The sequence below is a fragment of the Actinosynnema sp. CA-299493 genome, assembly GCF_050946825.1.
Classification (GTDB): domain Bacteria; phylum Actinomycetota; class Actinomycetes; order Mycobacteriales; family Pseudonocardiaceae; genus Actinosynnema.
In genome coordinates, this window is the sequence record NZ_CP191993.1 from 5,073,116 (window position 1) to 5,087,663 (window position 14,548).

Here is a 14,548-nt window from a genome sequence, read left to right on the forward strand (position 1 = left end):
ACCTCGCGCACCACCGCCGACCCGTGCTGCGACAGCGGTCTCACGATGGGCTCGCGTCCTGGTGCGGGCTGTGCGCGGCCGGCTACGGTCGGCGAGATCCCCATCCCCCATCGCTGTGGGAGCCGGTATGTCACCTTCCCCCTGGCGCCGCCTCGGCCTGGCCGCGGCCGTGCTCGGTCTGCTCCTCCCGACGTCCGTCCCCGCCTCCGCCGCGCCCGGTCCCCTGCCGCGCGTCGTCGGCCCGCTGCCCGGGACCGTGCCGGGTGACCGGCTGGCCGACCGGATCGAGGACACCTACCCGTTCTTCGCCACGCCCGACGACCTCGCCGCCGTCGGTTACGTCGAAGAGGAGTTCCACGTCTCCGGCACGGCCGACGGCTGGGCGGTCGACGGCACGAAGGTCGCCACCGGCGTCCCGTACACGACCCGGGTCGTCGTGCGACGGCCCGCGCACGCCCGGCAGTTCACCGGCACGACGCTGGTCGAGTGGCAGAACGTCACCGCCGGGTACGACCTCGACGCCTTGTGGAACGCCGAGTCCGTCGTCCGGGCGGGCCACGCGTGGGTCGGCGTGTCCGCCCAACGCGTCGGCGTCGACCAGCTCAAGACCTGGAGCCCGGCCCGGTACGGCACGCTGGACGTGACCGGCGGCGGCCGGTTCACCGCCGACGAGCTGTCCTACGACGTGTTCACGCAGGCGGGCCGCGCGGTCGAGGCCGGCGCGGTCATGGGCGGGCTGCGGACGAGGACGCTGCTGGCCATCGGCGCCTCGCAGTCCGCCGGCCGGATGACCGTGCTGTACGACCGGGTCCTGCCGCAGCAGCAGCCGGTGTTCGACGGCTACGGCTTCATCGTCGGCGCGGCACCGACCCGGGTCGGCGCGGAACCCGTCTTCCAGGTGCTGTCGGAGACCGACGTGCGGACCGCGCAACGCCCGGCCGACACCGACCGGTTCCGCCGCTGGGAGGTCGCCGGCGCGGCGCACTCCGGCCACGAGGGCCAGGTCTACCGCCGGCCGATCTCCGAACGCGACCTCGGCGGCGCGCCCCAGTACGACTGCGACCGGCCGCCCTTCAGCCGGATCCCGCTGCACCACGTCACCGCCGCCTCCTACGACCACCTGCGCCGCTGGGTCGAACGCGGCACGCCGCCGCCGACCGCCCGGCCGCTGGAGTTCGAACCGGACGGCGTCACCAAGAAGCGCGACGCGCTCGGCCTCGCCCTCGGCGGCATCCGGTTGTCGCAGCTGGCCGCGCCCCGGGCGCTGAACACCGGCGACAACTCCGGCGAGACGTTCTGCCGGCTGTTCGGCACGCACGTGCCGTTCGACGCGGCGACGTTGACCCGGCTCTACCCCTCGCGCGGCGACTACGTGCGGCAGGTGGTGACCACCGACGCCGCCAACGTGCGCGCCGGCCACCTCCAGCCCGCCGACGCGCGGCAGAACCTGGCGGACGCCCTGGGAGGCACGCAATGAGGATCCCGTTGGTGGCACTGGTCGTCGCACTGGCGGCGACCGTCGCGGCGGCGCCCGCCCAGGCCGACATGCCCACCCCGATCGTGTTCGTGCACGGCCAGCAGGGCTCGGCGCAGCAGTGGCAGTCCAACGCCAAGCGGTTCTCCGGCAACGGCTTCCCGGACGCGTTGCTCCACGCCTACGAGTACGACACGAGCATCCCGACCAACGACCACGCCATCGCCGGCCTGGAAGCCTTCATCGCGGGCGTCCGGGCCCGGACCGGCGCGGCCCAGGTCGACGTGATCGCGCACTCGCGCGGCACGACCGTCATGCACACCTACCTATCCGTCCCCGAACGGGCCGCGGCGGTGCGGAAGTACGTCAACGTGGACGGGCGGTCCAGCGCCGCGCTGCCCGGCGGCGTGCCGACGTTGGCGCTGTGGGGAAGCCTGCAACCCAACGGCTCCATCGGCGGCGCGACGAACGTCTACCTGACCACCCTGGGCCACACCGAGACCACCACGTCGGCCGACGGTTTCGCCCACGTGCACCGGTTCCTGCGCGGCAGGCCCGCGTTCACCACGCGGGTGGTGCCCGAACTGCCCGCGCTGGTCCGGATCGCGGGCCGGGCGACGTACTACCCGCAGAACGCGGGCGTCGAGGGCGTGGTGCAGGTCTGGGAGCTGGACAGCCGCACCGGCGCGCGGGTCGGCACGCCCCGGCACAGCGTCCGGACCGGCTCGGACGGCTCGTTCGGGCCGCTGCCCGTCAACGGCCGCAAGCACTACGAGCTGGTGGTCCTGCGCGACGGTCAACCACCGCACCACAACTACTTCGAGCCGTTCGAGCGCAGCGACCGGTTCCTGCGGCTCCAGGTGTCGCGCCCGGGCGGCATCACCGACAACATCGACCGCTGCCCGACGCACACCGCCCTCACCGTCATCCGCAACCGCGAGTGGTGGTCCGACCAGCCCGACCGCGACCGGCTCGAGCTGAACGGCGTCGACGTCCTCGAACCGGCCGTCTCGCCCCGGTTGCGGCAGGTGCTCGCCGCGTTCGCGTTCGACGACAACTGCGACCTGACGTCCACGCCGGGCGTCGCGCTGCCGCCGTTCGCCACGCTGCCGTTCCTGACCGGTGTCGACGCGTACCTGCCCGCGCGGGCCGACGGGGGCGGCACGATCCACGTCACCCAGACCGCGCGCGGCAGCGGTGGCGCGACGCGGACGATCGCGGTGCCGAACTGGCCGTCGGACGCGCACGCGGTGACCGTGCAGTTCAAGGATTACCTCGACGGTGGAACCGGGGGTCTCGGGCGAACGTCCCCCTGATCGGTGAAGGGGGTTCGATGGTCGGACGCACGTCGTGGTGGTGGTCGCCGTGGTGGACCGTGATCGCGTCCTCGGTGCCGGTGGCGCTGCTGTTCTGGGCGATCACCCCACCCGGCGGCTACCTCACGCTGTCGCTGCTCGCGCACCTGTCCGCGCTCGGGGTGGGCACGGCGTGGCTGGCCACGGGCGGGATCGCGGTGATCAGGCTGCCGCAGCCCCGGCTGCGGCACGCCGTGCGGCTGTGGCCGTTCCTCCTGGCGCCGGCGCTCCTGGTGGCGGCCGAGGTGGTGGCCGGCAGCGACGTGGTGCCGCGGGCGGTGTTCGACGCGCACCGGTCGGGGCTCGAAGCGCTGGTCGCGGAAGCGGCGCCGGGCCGGCGGATCGAGGACCGTCGGGTGGGGTTGTTCACCGTGGACGTCGGCGGCGACCGGCCGGACGGGTGCACCTTGATCACCGTGGCGGACGCGGGCGTGCTCACCACCACGGGATGGGCCCACTGCCCGGACCGCGTGCCGGTCAGCGCCACGGGGGACGGTTACCGGTTCACACCGTTCGACAGTCCCTGGTACGAATTCACCTTTGAGTGGTAATCGCCAGTGCCCGGACGCGGGTCATGCCCGGCTCGGTCCCCGCGGCGGGCTCAGGGCGGCGAGCGCGGCGTGGACCACGGTCCGCACGCTGGAGCATCGCGGTGCTCTCCGGGTCGTTGTCCACCACGGGCACGGCGCGGAGGTGGTCGAGCTCGAACCGGACGCCCGTGGGGCGCAGCAACGAGCCGACGATCTCCTGCGCCAACGCGGGCAGCCGGTCGTCGGCCGCCGGGGAACCGGCCGAGGTCGGCGGCAGGTCGCTCACGACAGGGGTCATGGTGGCTCGCCGTTCGTGCCAGGGCGTCAGGCCGCCCTGGGTGCGACACGCCGCTCGTGTCGGGACACGTCCTCGCCCACGCCACGTGCAAGATCCACTGCGCACCCGGCCCGGACGAAGACGTCACGGGAGGTGATCATGTCGCCCTGGCGGGTTCTTCGCCACGGCGTGCAACGGATCGGCGGGGTTCCCCGTTGAGGGGCGTGATCACAAGCCAAGTGGCCGATCGGGAGAGAGCCGATGGAGTTCGGTGAGTACGTGGTCGGGCGGCGTCCGGCGCTGATGCGGTTCGCCACGGTGCTGACCTGCCAGACCTGGCTGGCCGAGGACATCGTCAGCGACGTGCTCGGCCGCGCCTTCGAGCGGTGGGACCGGATCTCGGTGATGGCCGAGCCGCACGCCTACGTGCGGCGGATGGTCGTCAACGAGTACCTGTCCTGGCGACGGCGGCTGGCCCGCACCTCGCCGAGGGCCGAGGTCCGGCCGGACACGTCGCTCGGCGACGGCGCCGACGAACGGGCGCAGCGGGACGCGATGATCCGCCGGTTGGCCCGCCTGCCCCGGCGGCAGCGCGCGGCGGTCGTGCTGCGCTACTACGCCGGCCTGCCCGACGCCGAGATCGCCGTCGAGCTGGGCTGCCGGGAGACGACGGTGCGCAGCCAGATCTCCCGGGCGCTCGCGACCCTCCGCGTCGACCTGACCGCCAACCCCCACACCTACCAGGAGACGAGATGACCGACCTGCGCGCGCTCCACGACGCCTTCGAGGAGCTGGAACGACGGGCCGACGCCGTGACCGCGCGGATGCCGTTCGACGGGCCGAAGCGCGCGCGGGCCGAGGGACGCGGGACCGGCGCCCGGCTGGTGCCGATCGCCCTCGCGGCGGCCGTGGTGGTCGGTGTGGCGACCGGCGCGGTGCTGCTCGTGCCGGACGACGACCCCGGCACGCGGACCGCCCAGCCCGGCGCGTCCTCGACCCCGCCGCCGATCACCACCACGTCCACGCCACCTCCCGCGCACGAGAGCCCCGAGGTGCTCGCGGAGCGGTTCCGGGCCGTGCTCGGCGACCTGGCGACGTTCGAGGTGACCGGGACCGGACCCGGCGCGTCGATCATGACCCTGCCCGCGGGCCCGCTCACCGGCGCGCCGGGCGCCCACGACCCGGAGCCGCCCGTGCGGGTCGGCTCGTCGATCGTCGGCACGCTCACCGCAGCCGGCGTGACCGGCGGTTTCGACCTGCTGATGTACCCGGGCCGGGCCGGCGGGGAGGCCGGGTGCGACCTGCCCGACGAGCCGAGCTGCACCGTGCGCGACCTGCCCGACGGCTCGTCGCTGGCGACCAGCCAGTACGGGCTGGAGGGCTCCGGCGTGACCTACCAGCTCACGCTCATCCGCCCGGACGGCCTGGTGTTCGGCCTGCACGTCAGCAACCGGCAGTCACCGAAGGGCCTCGGCCCCGTGCTCGCCGACCACCCGCCGCTGACCGTCGAGCAGCTGGTGGCGATCGCCACCTCCGACCGCTGGTGACGGCCGTGGTGCCGATCGGCCGACGCTGAACGCCGGTGGGGACCGCGGACCGGGGAGGGGCGCGGTCCCCATCGGCGTTCTCAGGCCCTGAGGCGGATCGGGTCGGGTCGCTCAGATCGCGGAGCAGTCGGCCTTGTCGGTCCAGTCGGTGCCGCACCGGTAGAGCGCGAAGGGCGTGGTGTAGCCGTAACGGGCGCCCAGGGTGTTGTACTCGCCGACGTCGACCCGCTGTGCCACGTAGTGGTCCGTCGCGGTGGCGGTGACCGCGTCGGTGTACGGCGGGCGAACGGTCGTCGTGGTGGGGTTGGTCGGGCCGGCGCCGCCGCCGTCGATGCCCCAGAAGCGGGCCAGGTGGTAGGCGGCGCACACGTTGACGTCGAGCATGTACGCGGCGGTGCCGCCGCACTGGGTGGCGCCCGTGCCGGGGTCGACGGGCTGGCCGTGGTTCATGCCGGTGATCGAGTAGTGCTCGACCGTGCCGCCGTAGACGCGGTGCGGGTAGCCGGCCACGGTGTCGCTCACGTCCGGGGTCTGGTCGGTCCCGTTGACGTCGGTCCACTGCTCGACCAGCTCCGTGCCGTTGAGCGGTCGCACGGTGGTGTCCGCGGCGCCGTGCCAGATGGACACCTTGGGCCGCGGACCGGGGTGGGAGTACGCCGCGCGGACCTTGTCGCCCCACTGGGCGGGCGTGAGGTTCGTGCCGGGGTTCATGCAGCTGTACGCCGTCAGCACCGAGGTGGCGCACTGGTACGGCAGCCCGGCCACGATGCCGCCGCCGGAGAACACGTCCGGGTAGGTGGCGAGCATGACGGCGGTCATCGCGCCGCCCGCGGACAACCCGCTGGCGTACGCCGACGTGGCACCGTTGTCCTGCTTGGCCTTGTCCACCATCTGCTTGATCGACAGCGCCTCGCCCGAGCCCCGGCGGGTGTCGCCCGCCTCGAACCAGTTGAAGCAGGAGTTGGCGTTGTTCTGCGTCTTCTGCTGCGGCACCACGACGGTGAACTTCCAGCGGTCGGCCAGCTGCGGCCAGCCGGTGGCCGAGCCGTAAACCGCGGCGTTCTGCGTGCAGCCGTGCAGGGCGACGACGACCGGGCGTCCCGCGGGCAGCCCGACGGGCACGTAGCGGAACATCTGCAGGTTGCCCGGGTTGGTCCCGAAGCCCGTGACCTCCTGGAGGGTCGCGGCGGCGGCGGGTCGTGGTGAGGAGACGAGGTGGACCGCGGCGGCCAGCACCACGGCCAGCACGGCGACGAGTGTGGTGACGGGACCGTGAACGGCCGGGACAGGACGACGATCCGACATGGCGCATCCTCCACGTTGAGTGATGGCGTCTCGGGCGATACCCCGACGCTAGGAGTTCCGCCGACCGCTCGTCGCTGGTGGACCGCGCCACTGTTCACCCGGCGCCGGTGTGGCGCCGCCACATCCGTCGACCCGCGCCGGCCAGGACCACCCCCGCGACTTGGACCGCCACGTACTTCATCCGCTCCCCTCGCTCGTCGTGGCGCGAAGGGTGGCCGACATGCCCGACAGGTGGACCACGACCTCCATCACCGCCAGATCGCCGAGGCCGTGTGGCAGCCGACCACCGGTAGCGAGACCGATACTTTCGTAAGCCGCAGAAGCTAGTGCCACCGGCCGCCGTTTCGGCTCTACCTGCGCTCTTGCGTCTCTATAGGTGAAGTTCAATTCTTGACTCGGGCGATCATCCGCTTTAGTTTTCGAAAGCATCAACATGCTGTATCGCAACTTTCGGCCCGAATCCGGCGCAGTACCGGTCCGGTCGACCCCTTGGAGGAAGTGATGTCCAGAACTGCTGTCACCGCTGCCGGCAGGCCGGTGGCGCGAGGAGGGTCGCGACGCGTCGCGGCACTGGCCGGTGCGGTCGGGCTGATCGGCGCGTTGGCCGTCGTCCTGCCGAGCGTGGCCAGCGCCGGCACCACGTTGGGCGCGTCCGCCGCGGAGAGCGGTCGGTACTTCGGTACCGCCGTCGCGGCCAACAAGCTCGGTGACTCCACCTACGTCGGGATCCTCAACCGTGAGTTCGACATGGTCACGGCCGAGAACGAGATGAAGATGGACGCCACCGAACCCAACCAGAACCAGTTCAGCTACGGCAACGCCGACCGCATCGTCAACCAGGCCCGCGGCCAGGGCAAACGCGTCCGCGGCCACGCCCTCGCCTGGCACTCCCAGCAACCCGGCTGGATGCAGAACATGTCCGGCACCTCCCTGCGCAACGCCATGCTCAACCACGTCACCCAGGTCGCCACCTACTACCGCGGCAAGATCTACGCCTGGGACGTCGTCAACGAGGCCTACGCCGACGGCTCCGGCGGCGGACGACGCGACTCCAACCTCCAACGCACCGGCAACGACTGGATCGAAGCCGCCTTCCGCGCCGCCCGCGCCGCCGACCCCGCCGCCAAACTCTGCTACAACGACTACAACACCGACAACTGGTCCCACGCCAAGACCCAAGGCGTCTACCGCATGGTCCAGGACTTCAAGTCCCGCGGCGTCCCCATCGACTGCGTCGGCTTCCAAGCCCACTTCAACAGCGGCAACCCCGTCCCCTCCAACTACCACACCACCCTGCAGAACTTCGCCAACCTCGGCGTCGACGTCCAGATCACCGAACTCGACATCGAAGGCTCCGGCACCACCCAAGCCCAGCAATACCAAGGCGTCGTCCAAGCCTGCCTCGCCGTCACCCGCTGCACCGGCATCACCGTCTGGGGCATCCGCGACACCGACTCCTGGCGCGCCTCCGGCACCCCCCTGCTCTTCGACGGCTCCGGCAACAAAAAAGCCGCCTACACCTCCACGCTCAACGCCCTCAACGCCGGCGGCACGACCGGTCCGACCACGACTACTACTACGACCACGACGCCGCCGAACAACGCCAACTGCTCCAGCGGCTACGTCGCCCTGACCTACGACGACGGACCCAAGGCCGCCACCACCACCGCACTGCTCAACGCACTGCGCTCGGCCGGACTGCGCGCCACGTTCTTCAACCAGGGCAACAACGTCCAAGCCAACCAGGCCCTCACCCGCAGCCAACGCGACGCCGGCATGTGGGTCGAGAACCACAGCTGGTCCCACCCCCACATGACCCAACTCAGCCAAGCCCAGATGACCTCGGAGATCTCCCAGACCCAACAGGCCATCCAAACGGCCACCGGCGCCGCACCCAAGCTCTTCCGCCCGCCCTACGGCGAGACCAACAGCACCCTCAAAACCGTCGAAGCCCAGTTCGGCCTCACCGAAGTGCTCTGGAGCGTCGACTCACAGGACTGGAACAACGCCAGTACCGCCCAGATCGTGCAAGCCGCCTCCACCCTGCAAAACGGCGGCGTCATCCTCATGCACGACGGCTACCAGACCACCATCAACGCCATCCCGCAGATCGCCGCCAACCTCGCCTCCCGCAACCTCTGCGCCGGCATGATCTCCCCCTCCACCGGCCGGGCCGTCGCACCGACCGACACCCCGCCGACCAGCACCACCACCACGACCACCACCACGTCCCAGCCGGGCGGCGGCTCCTGCACCGCGACCTACCGCACGAGCCAGCAGTGGGGTGACCGCTTCAACGGCGAGGTGACGATCCGGGCCGGCGCCTCGGCGATCACCAGCTGGACCGCCACCGTCACCGTCACCTCCCCGCAGAAGATCTCGTCGACCTGGAGCGGCACGCCCAGCTGGGACTCCAGCGGCAACGTGATGACCATGAAGCCCAGCGGCAACGGCAACCTCGCCGCGGGCGCCTCCACCACGTTCGGCTTCACCGTGATGACGAACGGCCAGTCGGCCGCGCCGACCGTCAGCTGCCGGACCCCGTGACGCACGCCGGTGTGCCCCTCACAGCGAGGTGAGGGGCACACCGGTGTGCCTTCCCCCTCCGTCGCCGGCACGTTCACCGAAGTAAGCTGCCCGCGCTCTCTCGGAAAGAAGTTCGGCGGGCGTGTCGATCCACGACGTGGCCGTTCGACCTTGGCGTGACGGGGGCCGAGAGAGGGCCCGGACGAACGGCCAGGGAGACGGAACCATGAAGTACATGCTGATCATGCGCGCGACCGACGAGGCCTACGCCCAGATGGGCGACTTCGACTTCGACGAGATGTTGGAGACGGTCGGCAAGTTCAACGACGAGCTGATCCGGGCCGGCGTGCTGGTCGCCGCGGAAGGGCTCGCCGAGGCGGAGGAGGGCGTCGTGGTCGACTACTCGTCCGAGCCGCCCGTGGTCACCGACGGCCCGTACGGCGAGACGAAGGAGCTGTTCAACGGCTTCTACATCCTCAACGTGGCGTCGAAGGAGGAAGCCGTCGAGTGGGCCAAGCGGTCCCCGATCTCCGGGCCCGGTTTCAAGACCGAGATCCGCCGGGTCAGCTCGATCGACGAGTTCCCGCAGGACAACGAGTGGATCAAGAAGGAGCGGGCGTGGCGGGAAGCCACCGGCCAGCTCTGAGCGGGTCGACGACCGGCGACCCGACGGGTCGCGGGGCCGTCGCCGCCGTCTGGCGGATCGAGTCGGCGCGGATCGTCGGCGCGCTCGCGCGCTACACCGGCGATTTCGCGCTGGCCGAGGACCTGGCCCAGGAAGCGCTGGCCGAGGCGCTCGTGACGTGGCCGCGCGACGGCGTGCCGGACAAACCGGCGGCGTGGTTGCTCACCGTCGGCAGGCGGCGCGCGATCGACGCGTTCCGCCGGCGGTCCGCCCTCGACCAGAGGTACGCCGCCCTCGCGCACGACCTCGGCGAGGGCGGCGCGACCTCGGGCGGCGGTCCCGTCGACCCCGACGACGTGCCGTGGGACCCGGACCAGATCGACGACGACGTGCTGGCGCTGATGTTCATCTCCTGCCACCCCGTGCTGTCGCGGGAGGCGCGGGTGGCGTTGACGCTGCGCGTGGTCGGCGGCCTGACCAGCGACGAGATCGCGAAGGCGTGCCTGGTGCCGACCGCGACCGCGCAGGCCAGGATCACCCGGGCGAAGAAGACCCTCGGCGCGGCCGGCGTGCCGTTCGCGGTGCCGACGGCCGAGGAGCGGGCCGCGCGGCTCAACTCGGTGCTCAACGTGATCTACCTGATCTTCACCGAGGGTTCCACGGCCAGCTCCGGCGACGACCTGATCCGGTTCGACCTCGCGGGCGAGGCCCAGCGACTCGCCCGCGTGCTGAGCCGGTTGGTCCCCGACCAGCCCGAGGTGTTCGGCCTGCTGGCGTTGCTGGAGCTGACCGCGGCGCGCTTCCCCGCCCGCACGCGGCCGGACGGGGAGCCCGTGCTGCTGGAGCACCAGGACCGCCGCCGCTGGGACCGGGCCGCGATCCGGCGTGGACGTGCCGCGCTGGCCCGTGCCGAGGAGGTCGGCCGGGGTCTCGGCGCCTACGGCTTGCAGGCGGCCATCGCCGAGTGCCACGCCGTCGCGCCCTCGGTGGAGGAGACGAGCTGGGCGCGGATCGTGCTGCTGTACGAGGCGCTCGGCCGGCTGGCGCCGTCACCGGTGGTCGACCTCAACCGGGCGGTGGCGGTGTCCATGGCCAGCGGACCGGCCGCGGCGCTGCCGATCGTGGACGGGTTGGCGGGCTCGGACGCGCTGGCGAACTCGTACCTGCTGCCCAGCGTGCGCGGTGAGCTGCTCAGCAGGCTGGGACGTGCGGACGAGGCGCGGGTCGAGCTGGCACGGGCCGTGCGGTTGTGCGGCAACGAGCGGGAACGGGCGGTGTTGGAGCGCAAGCTCGGCGGGCTCAGGACATCTGGGTGAGGATCATCGAGTTCCACCAGTAGCCGAGCTGGTCGAGCGAGTCCGGGTCGAGTGCCGTCGAGGACCGCAGCTGGCCCGTGACCGAGGTCCGGGTGTCGACCCACCACACCTGGCCGACGCCGTCGGCCACGAAGCAGGTCACGTACTCGCCGGCGGCGGGACCGCTCTCGGACCGGTAGTACAGGGAGTAGTGCACGGGCTGGGTCAGGGGGCGGCAGCCGCCCTGGCTGTCGTCGCGCGGGATGCCGTTGGCGTCCACCACGGCTTTGAAGTGGGCGTCCTGCGCGGCGCGGTCGGTGAACAGGCGGAACACCGCCTGGTCCGGTGGCGGGAAGCGGAAGTGCACCGAGTTGGCCTTGGCGCACGTGACGGTCGCGACGACTCCCCCGCTCGACAGCGCGGGCGCGCAGGTCGGGTTGTCCCGGTAGACGGTGGGCAGCCGGCCGAGCAGGGCGACCACTTGGTGGTCGACGGTGGTGGCCGGGGTCGTCGTGGACGTCGTAGAGGTGGTCGCCTCGGACGTCGCGATGGTGGTGGTGGACGCCGTGGTGGTGGTCGTGGCCGAACTCGCGAGCCTGCCACCGCCCGTCCAGTCCGAGGCCCAGACCAGCACCACCGCCACGAGCACCAACGCCACCGCGCCGGCGACGATCGGGGCGACCGGCGCCTTGCGCCCGGACGTCCGCCGGACCGGACCCACCACCGGGGAGGACGCGAACGGCGCCGAACGCGGCACCGCGCCGTGTGGCGGGGAGGGCGGTGTCGGGGCGAGTGGCACGCGGACGCCCTGGGTCGGGGTCCGTGGCGCGGGTCCGGCTTGGGCGGGTGGTGCGGAAGGGCGGGCTTGGGCACGAGCAGGCGGGGCGGAAGGCCGGGTCTGGACAGGAGCCAGCGGGGGCGTAGACGGTGTCCTGGCACGAACGGGCGGGGTGGTGAGGGCTTCGGCCGCGGCCGAAGCCAGCGCGCCGGCGGTCGGGTAGCGGTGGGCCGGGTCCTTGGCCATGCCGCGCCGGATCACGTCGTCGAGCGCGCGTGGCACGGCCGGGTTGGTGGCCGAGGCGGCGGGCGGTGGTTGTTGGAGGTGGGCCCAGAGCAGGGCGGCGGCGCTGTCCGCCTCGAACGGCCGGTTGCCGGTGACGCACGCGTGCAGCACGCAGGCCAGGGCGTAGACGTCCGCGCGGCCGTCCACCTGCCCGTCGCCGAACCGCTCGGGCGCCAGGTAGTCCAGGGTGCCGATCACCGCGCCGGACGCGGTCAGGTGCGTGCCGGCGGGCAGGACGCTGCGGGCGATGCCGAAGTCGACCAGGTACACGAAGTCGTCCGGTGTGACGAGGATGTTCGACGGCTTGACGTCCCGGTGCACCAGGCCGTCCGCGTGGGCGGCGTCGAGCGCGCCGGCGACCTGGGCGACGAGCCGCACGGACCGCGCGGGGTCGAGCGGGCCGTCCGCGACGAGTTCCGCCAAGTCACGCCCCTCCACCAGGCGCATGTCCAGGTAGAGCCGGCCGTCGATCTCGCCGTAGGCGTGGATCGGGATGACGTGCGGCTCGCGCAGCCGTGCCGCGATCCGCGACTCCCGCCGGAACCGGGCGCGGAAGTCCTCGTCGTCGTTGTGCACGGCGGAGAGCCGCTTCAACGCCACCACGCGGTCGTGCGCCGTGTCGTGGGCCCGGTGCACCTCGCCCATGCCGCCGCGCCCCAACAGCTCGCCGACCCGATAAGGCCCGAACTCCTCCGCCATGACTCCCCCGGGTCCGCCACGTCACCACTGCAGGACCGACGCGGATCAACGCCGAAGGGTTCCACGAACGTGGTCGGATCCGGCGGAGAGGGGGTGCCGGCTCAGGGCTTGCCCTTCCCGTCCTTGCCGGCCGGCTTCGCCTTCCCGTCCTTGGCCTGACCGGGCGGGGGTCCCACCTGCGGACCGGCGGGCTGCTCCTCGACCACTGGCTGCTCCTCGACCACCGGCGGCGTGGTCGTGCCCGTGTCGGTCACCGGCTGGTTCGGCGTCGTCGTGCCGGTGTCCTGGACGACCGCTCGCGCCGAGGACTCCACGGGCGCGGACGTGGCCGGGGAAGAACCCGGCGACACCGCCCAGGCGATGCCGAGCGCACCCACCAGACCGGCCGCCGACGTGGCGAGCGCCATCAGCTGCCGGCGTGAGCGCGGCACGGCGGCGACCACGGTCGGGTCGTCGTCGGGCAGGTCCCGCAGCACGTGGGCGCAGCGGTGGGCGGTCGGCCGGCGGCGTGCCGACAGCGAGGTCGTCAACGACAGCAGGCGCACCAGGTCGTCGGGCAGGTCGTCGGGCACGACCGGCGGCCGGTGCAGCCGGGCCACGGCCGACTCGACGTCACCACCCGGGTACTCGCGGCGACCGGTCAGGCACTCCAGCAGCACCAGCCCGAACGAGTACACGTCGGCGGCCGGTCCGACCTCGCCGCCGCGCACCTGCTCCGGCGACAGGTAGGCGGCCGTGCCCACCATCTGGTTGGTGCGGGTGAACCGGGTGCTGTCGGCCAGGTGCGCCAGCCCGAAGTCGGCGAGGTAGGGCGTGCCGTCGTCGTCCAGCAGGATGTTCGACGGCTTGACGTCCCGGTGCACCACACCCTGCTCGTGCACGTAGGCCAACGCCTCGGCCAGCCGCGCGCCCAGGTCCCTCACCTCGGGCACCGACAGCGGTCCGTCGGCGATCCGATCGCGCAGCGTGCGGCCCTCGACCAGCCGCAGCACGACGAACGCCGTGCCGTCGCTGCGCCCGGCGTCGTACACGGAGACCAGCCCGGGGTGCGACAGCCGGGCGAGGGTCCGCGCCTCGTTGTCGAACCGCCGGCCCGCGTCGGCGTCCGCGGTGGCGTCGAACAACTTGACCGCGACGGCCCGCCGCAGCACCGTGTCCCACCCCCGGCGCACCTCGGCCATCCCGCCGGTCCCCAGCGTCCCGGCCAACTCGTACCGACCTGCCAAGAGCTCGCCACTGCCGGGAAGCGACACCACTACCACCCTCTGGAGGGAACACAGGACCTTCTCAAGTGCCCCGTCCCCGCCGATCACAAACACGCGGACTTCGTGGTCGGCGCCACCGAACCCGGCGTCCGCTCCCGTTCTCCTCCGTTCTCACCCGTTCGCCGGAAACGCCCGGGCGTTGCGCTGAGTAATTTTCACATCACGGTCCCTGCCGTTGATCGACCCACGAGGGGTGGAAGATCATGAACCGTGCCGTGAAACGCCTGGTCACCCTGGCGAGCGCGCCGGCCTTGTCGGTGATCACCGTCCCGGCGGCGCAGTCCGCCGCCGCGCCGTACAACGGCACGAAGCTCGTCCACTGCGGCGGTCGGACGTTCAACGCCTTCCTCAGCGACGGCATCGGCATGACCTGCAACATGACCGGCGGCGCCGGCGGCGGCTCCTGGTTCCGCGCGTTCTCCGAGGCGACCGGCGCCGGCACGGTCAACTCGGTGAACAGCTACAAGATCAACCTGTTCCCGAACTGGATGTTCGGCCCGCACTTCGGCGCCGACGCCCAGAACCTCCACACCCGGGCGCAGGCCGCCTGACGCCGGGGTCGACGGGCCGGGCCGCGCGCCCGGTCC

At 72.2% G+C, this 14,548-nt stretch carries 12 protein-coding genes and 2 pseudogenes; 10 read left to right on the top strand and 4 right to left on the bottom strand.

What is annotated here, in order from left to right; translation table 11 throughout:
• Nucleotides 1-127 precede the first annotated feature (127 nt).
• From ACQPYE_RS21020 to ACQPYE_RS21030, 3 genes are read left to right on the top strand one after another with little or no spacing between them, the layout of a single operon-like run.
• Nucleotides 128-1,477, top strand: a complete 1,350-nt coding sequence (locus ACQPYE_RS21020) for an alpha/beta hydrolase domain-containing protein (RefSeq protein WP_498713660.1) — start codon at nt 128-130, stop codon at nt 1,475-1,477.
• On the top strand, nt 1,474-2,790 hold the full coding sequence (locus tag ACQPYE_RS21025) for a hypothetical protein (RefSeq protein WP_498713662.1): 1,317 nt from the start codon (nt 1,474-1,476) through the stop codon (nt 2,788-2,790). The genes ACQPYE_RS21020 and ACQPYE_RS21025 overlap by 4 nt, the downstream gene beginning before the upstream one ends.
• A 17-nt stretch (nt 2,791-2,807) precedes the next feature.
• Entirely contained in the window at nt 2,808-3,380 is a 573-nt protein-coding gene (locus ACQPYE_RS21030; RefSeq protein WP_498713664.1) for a hypothetical protein, read from the top strand.
• Here the strand turns inward: ACQPYE_RS21030 and ACQPYE_RS21035 are convergent.
• A complete protein-coding gene (locus tag ACQPYE_RS21035; RefSeq protein ID WP_498713666.1) occupies nt 3,364-3,657 on the bottom strand; it encodes a hypothetical protein in 294 nt (97 codons plus the stop codon). The genes ACQPYE_RS21030 and ACQPYE_RS21035 overlap by 17 nt on opposite strands.
• A gap of 240 nt (nt 3,658-3,897) precedes the next feature.
• Between ACQPYE_RS21035 and ACQPYE_RS21040 the strand changes: the two genes are divergently transcribed.
• Together ACQPYE_RS21040 and ACQPYE_RS21045 are read left to right on the top strand one after the other, a co-directional pair.
• Nucleotides 3,898-4,392: a SigE family RNA polymerase sigma factor gene (locus ACQPYE_RS21040; protein WP_498713668.1), complete on the top strand. Its 495-nt coding sequence runs from the start codon at nt 3,898-3,900 to the stop codon at nt 4,390-4,392.
• Complete coding sequence (locus ACQPYE_RS21045) at nt 4,389-5,183, top strand: hypothetical protein (RefSeq protein WP_498713670.1); 795 nt, start codon at nt 4,389-4,391, stop codon at nt 5,181-5,183. Before ACQPYE_RS21040 ends, ACQPYE_RS21045 begins: the two co-directional genes overlap by 4 nt.
• 111 nt (nt 5,184-5,294) lie before the next feature.
• Here ACQPYE_RS21045 and ACQPYE_RS21050 read toward each other — a convergent pair whose 3' ends face one another.
• Nucleotides 5,295-6,431 carry an extracellular catalytic domain type 1 short-chain-length polyhydroxyalkanoate depolymerase gene (locus tag ACQPYE_RS21050; protein ID WP_498713671.1) on the bottom strand — a complete coding sequence of 379 codons (1,137 nt, stop codon included), beginning with the start codon at nt 6,429-6,431 and terminating at the stop codon, nt 5,295-5,297.
• Between the two features lie 558 nt (nt 6,432-6,989).
• On the opposite strand from ACQPYE_RS21050, the pseudogene ACQPYE_RS21055 reads away from it, so the two are divergent.
• The 4 genes and pseudogenes from ACQPYE_RS21055 to ACQPYE_RS21070 all read left to right on the top strand — a co-directional run.
• Nucleotides 6,990-8,399, top strand: a pseudogene (locus ACQPYE_RS21055) (endo-1,4-beta-xylanase); the annotation flags it as partial.
• A 351-nt stretch (nt 8,400-8,750) separates the two neighbouring features.
• Nucleotides 8,751-9,035: pseudogene (locus tag ACQPYE_RS21060) on the top strand (cellulose binding domain-containing protein); the annotation flags it as partial.
• Between the two features lie 205 nt (nt 9,036-9,240).
• A complete protein-coding gene (locus tag ACQPYE_RS21065; protein WP_498713673.1) occupies nt 9,241-9,660 on the top strand; it encodes a YciI family protein in 420 nt (139 codons plus the stop codon).
• Nucleotides 9,657-10,955: an RNA polymerase sigma factor gene (locus tag ACQPYE_RS21070; RefSeq protein ID WP_498722955.1), complete on the top strand. Its 1,299-nt coding sequence runs from the start codon at nt 9,657-9,659 to the stop codon at nt 10,953-10,955. The genes ACQPYE_RS21065 and ACQPYE_RS21070 overlap by 4 nt, the downstream gene beginning before the upstream one ends.
• Here ACQPYE_RS21070 and ACQPYE_RS21075 read toward each other — a convergent pair.
• Nucleotides 10,939-12,696 (bottom strand): serine/threonine-protein kinase, encoded by a 1,758-nt coding sequence (locus tag ACQPYE_RS21075; RefSeq protein ID WP_498713675.1) that lies wholly within the window; start codon nt 12,694-12,696, stop codon nt 10,939-10,941. The genes ACQPYE_RS21070 and ACQPYE_RS21075 overlap by 17 nt on opposite strands.
• 101 nt (nt 12,697-12,797) lie before the next feature.
• The gene (locus ACQPYE_RS21080; RefSeq protein WP_498713677.1) at nt 12,798-13,949 is read right to left on the bottom strand and encodes a serine/threonine-protein kinase; all 1,152 of its coding nucleotides are present in this window, start codon (nt 13,947-13,949) and stop codon (nt 12,798-12,800) included.
• Between the two features lie 215 nt (nt 13,950-14,164).
• Here ACQPYE_RS21080 and ACQPYE_RS21085 point away from each other — a divergent pair, with 215 nt between their 5' ends.
• Entirely contained in the window at nt 14,165-14,512 is a 348-nt protein-coding gene (locus ACQPYE_RS21085; RefSeq protein ID WP_498713678.1) for a hypothetical protein, read from the top strand.
• Nucleotides 14,513-14,548 lie beyond the last annotated feature (36 nt).

Coding starts and splice junctions, on each gene's coding strand:
- ACQPYE_RS21025 (WP_498713662.1), top strand. CDS start 1,474: ATGAGGATCCCGTTGGTGGCACTGGTCGTCGCACTGGCGGCGACCGTC.
- ACQPYE_RS21085 (WP_498713678.1), top strand. CDS start 14,165: ATGAACCGTGCCGTGAAACGCCTGGTCACCCTGGCGAGCGCGCCGGCC.
- ACQPYE_RS21040 (WP_498713668.1), top strand. CDS start 3,898: ATGGAGTTCGGTGAGTACGTGGTCGGGCGGCGTCCGGCGCTGATGCGG.
- ACQPYE_RS21020 (WP_498713660.1), top strand. CDS start 128: ATGTCACCTTCCCCCTGGCGCCGCCTCGGCCTGGCCGCGGCCGTGCTC.
- ACQPYE_RS21075 (WP_498713675.1), bottom strand. CDS start 12,696: ATGGCGGAGGAGTTCGGGCCTTATCGGGTCGGCGAGCTGTTGGGGCGC.
- ACQPYE_RS21030 (WP_498713664.1), top strand. CDS start 2,808: ATGGTCGGACGCACGTCGTGGTGGTGGTCGCCGTGGTGGACCGTGATC.
- ACQPYE_RS21045 (WP_498713670.1), top strand. CDS start 4,389: ATGACCGACCTGCGCGCGCTCCACGACGCCTTCGAGGAGCTGGAACGA.
- ACQPYE_RS21065 (WP_498713673.1), top strand. CDS start 9,241: ATGAAGTACATGCTGATCATGCGCGCGACCGACGAGGCCTACGCCCAG.
- ACQPYE_RS21035 (WP_498713666.1), bottom strand. CDS start 3,657: ATGACCCCTGTCGTGAGCGACCTGCCGCCGACCTCGGCCGGTTCCCCG.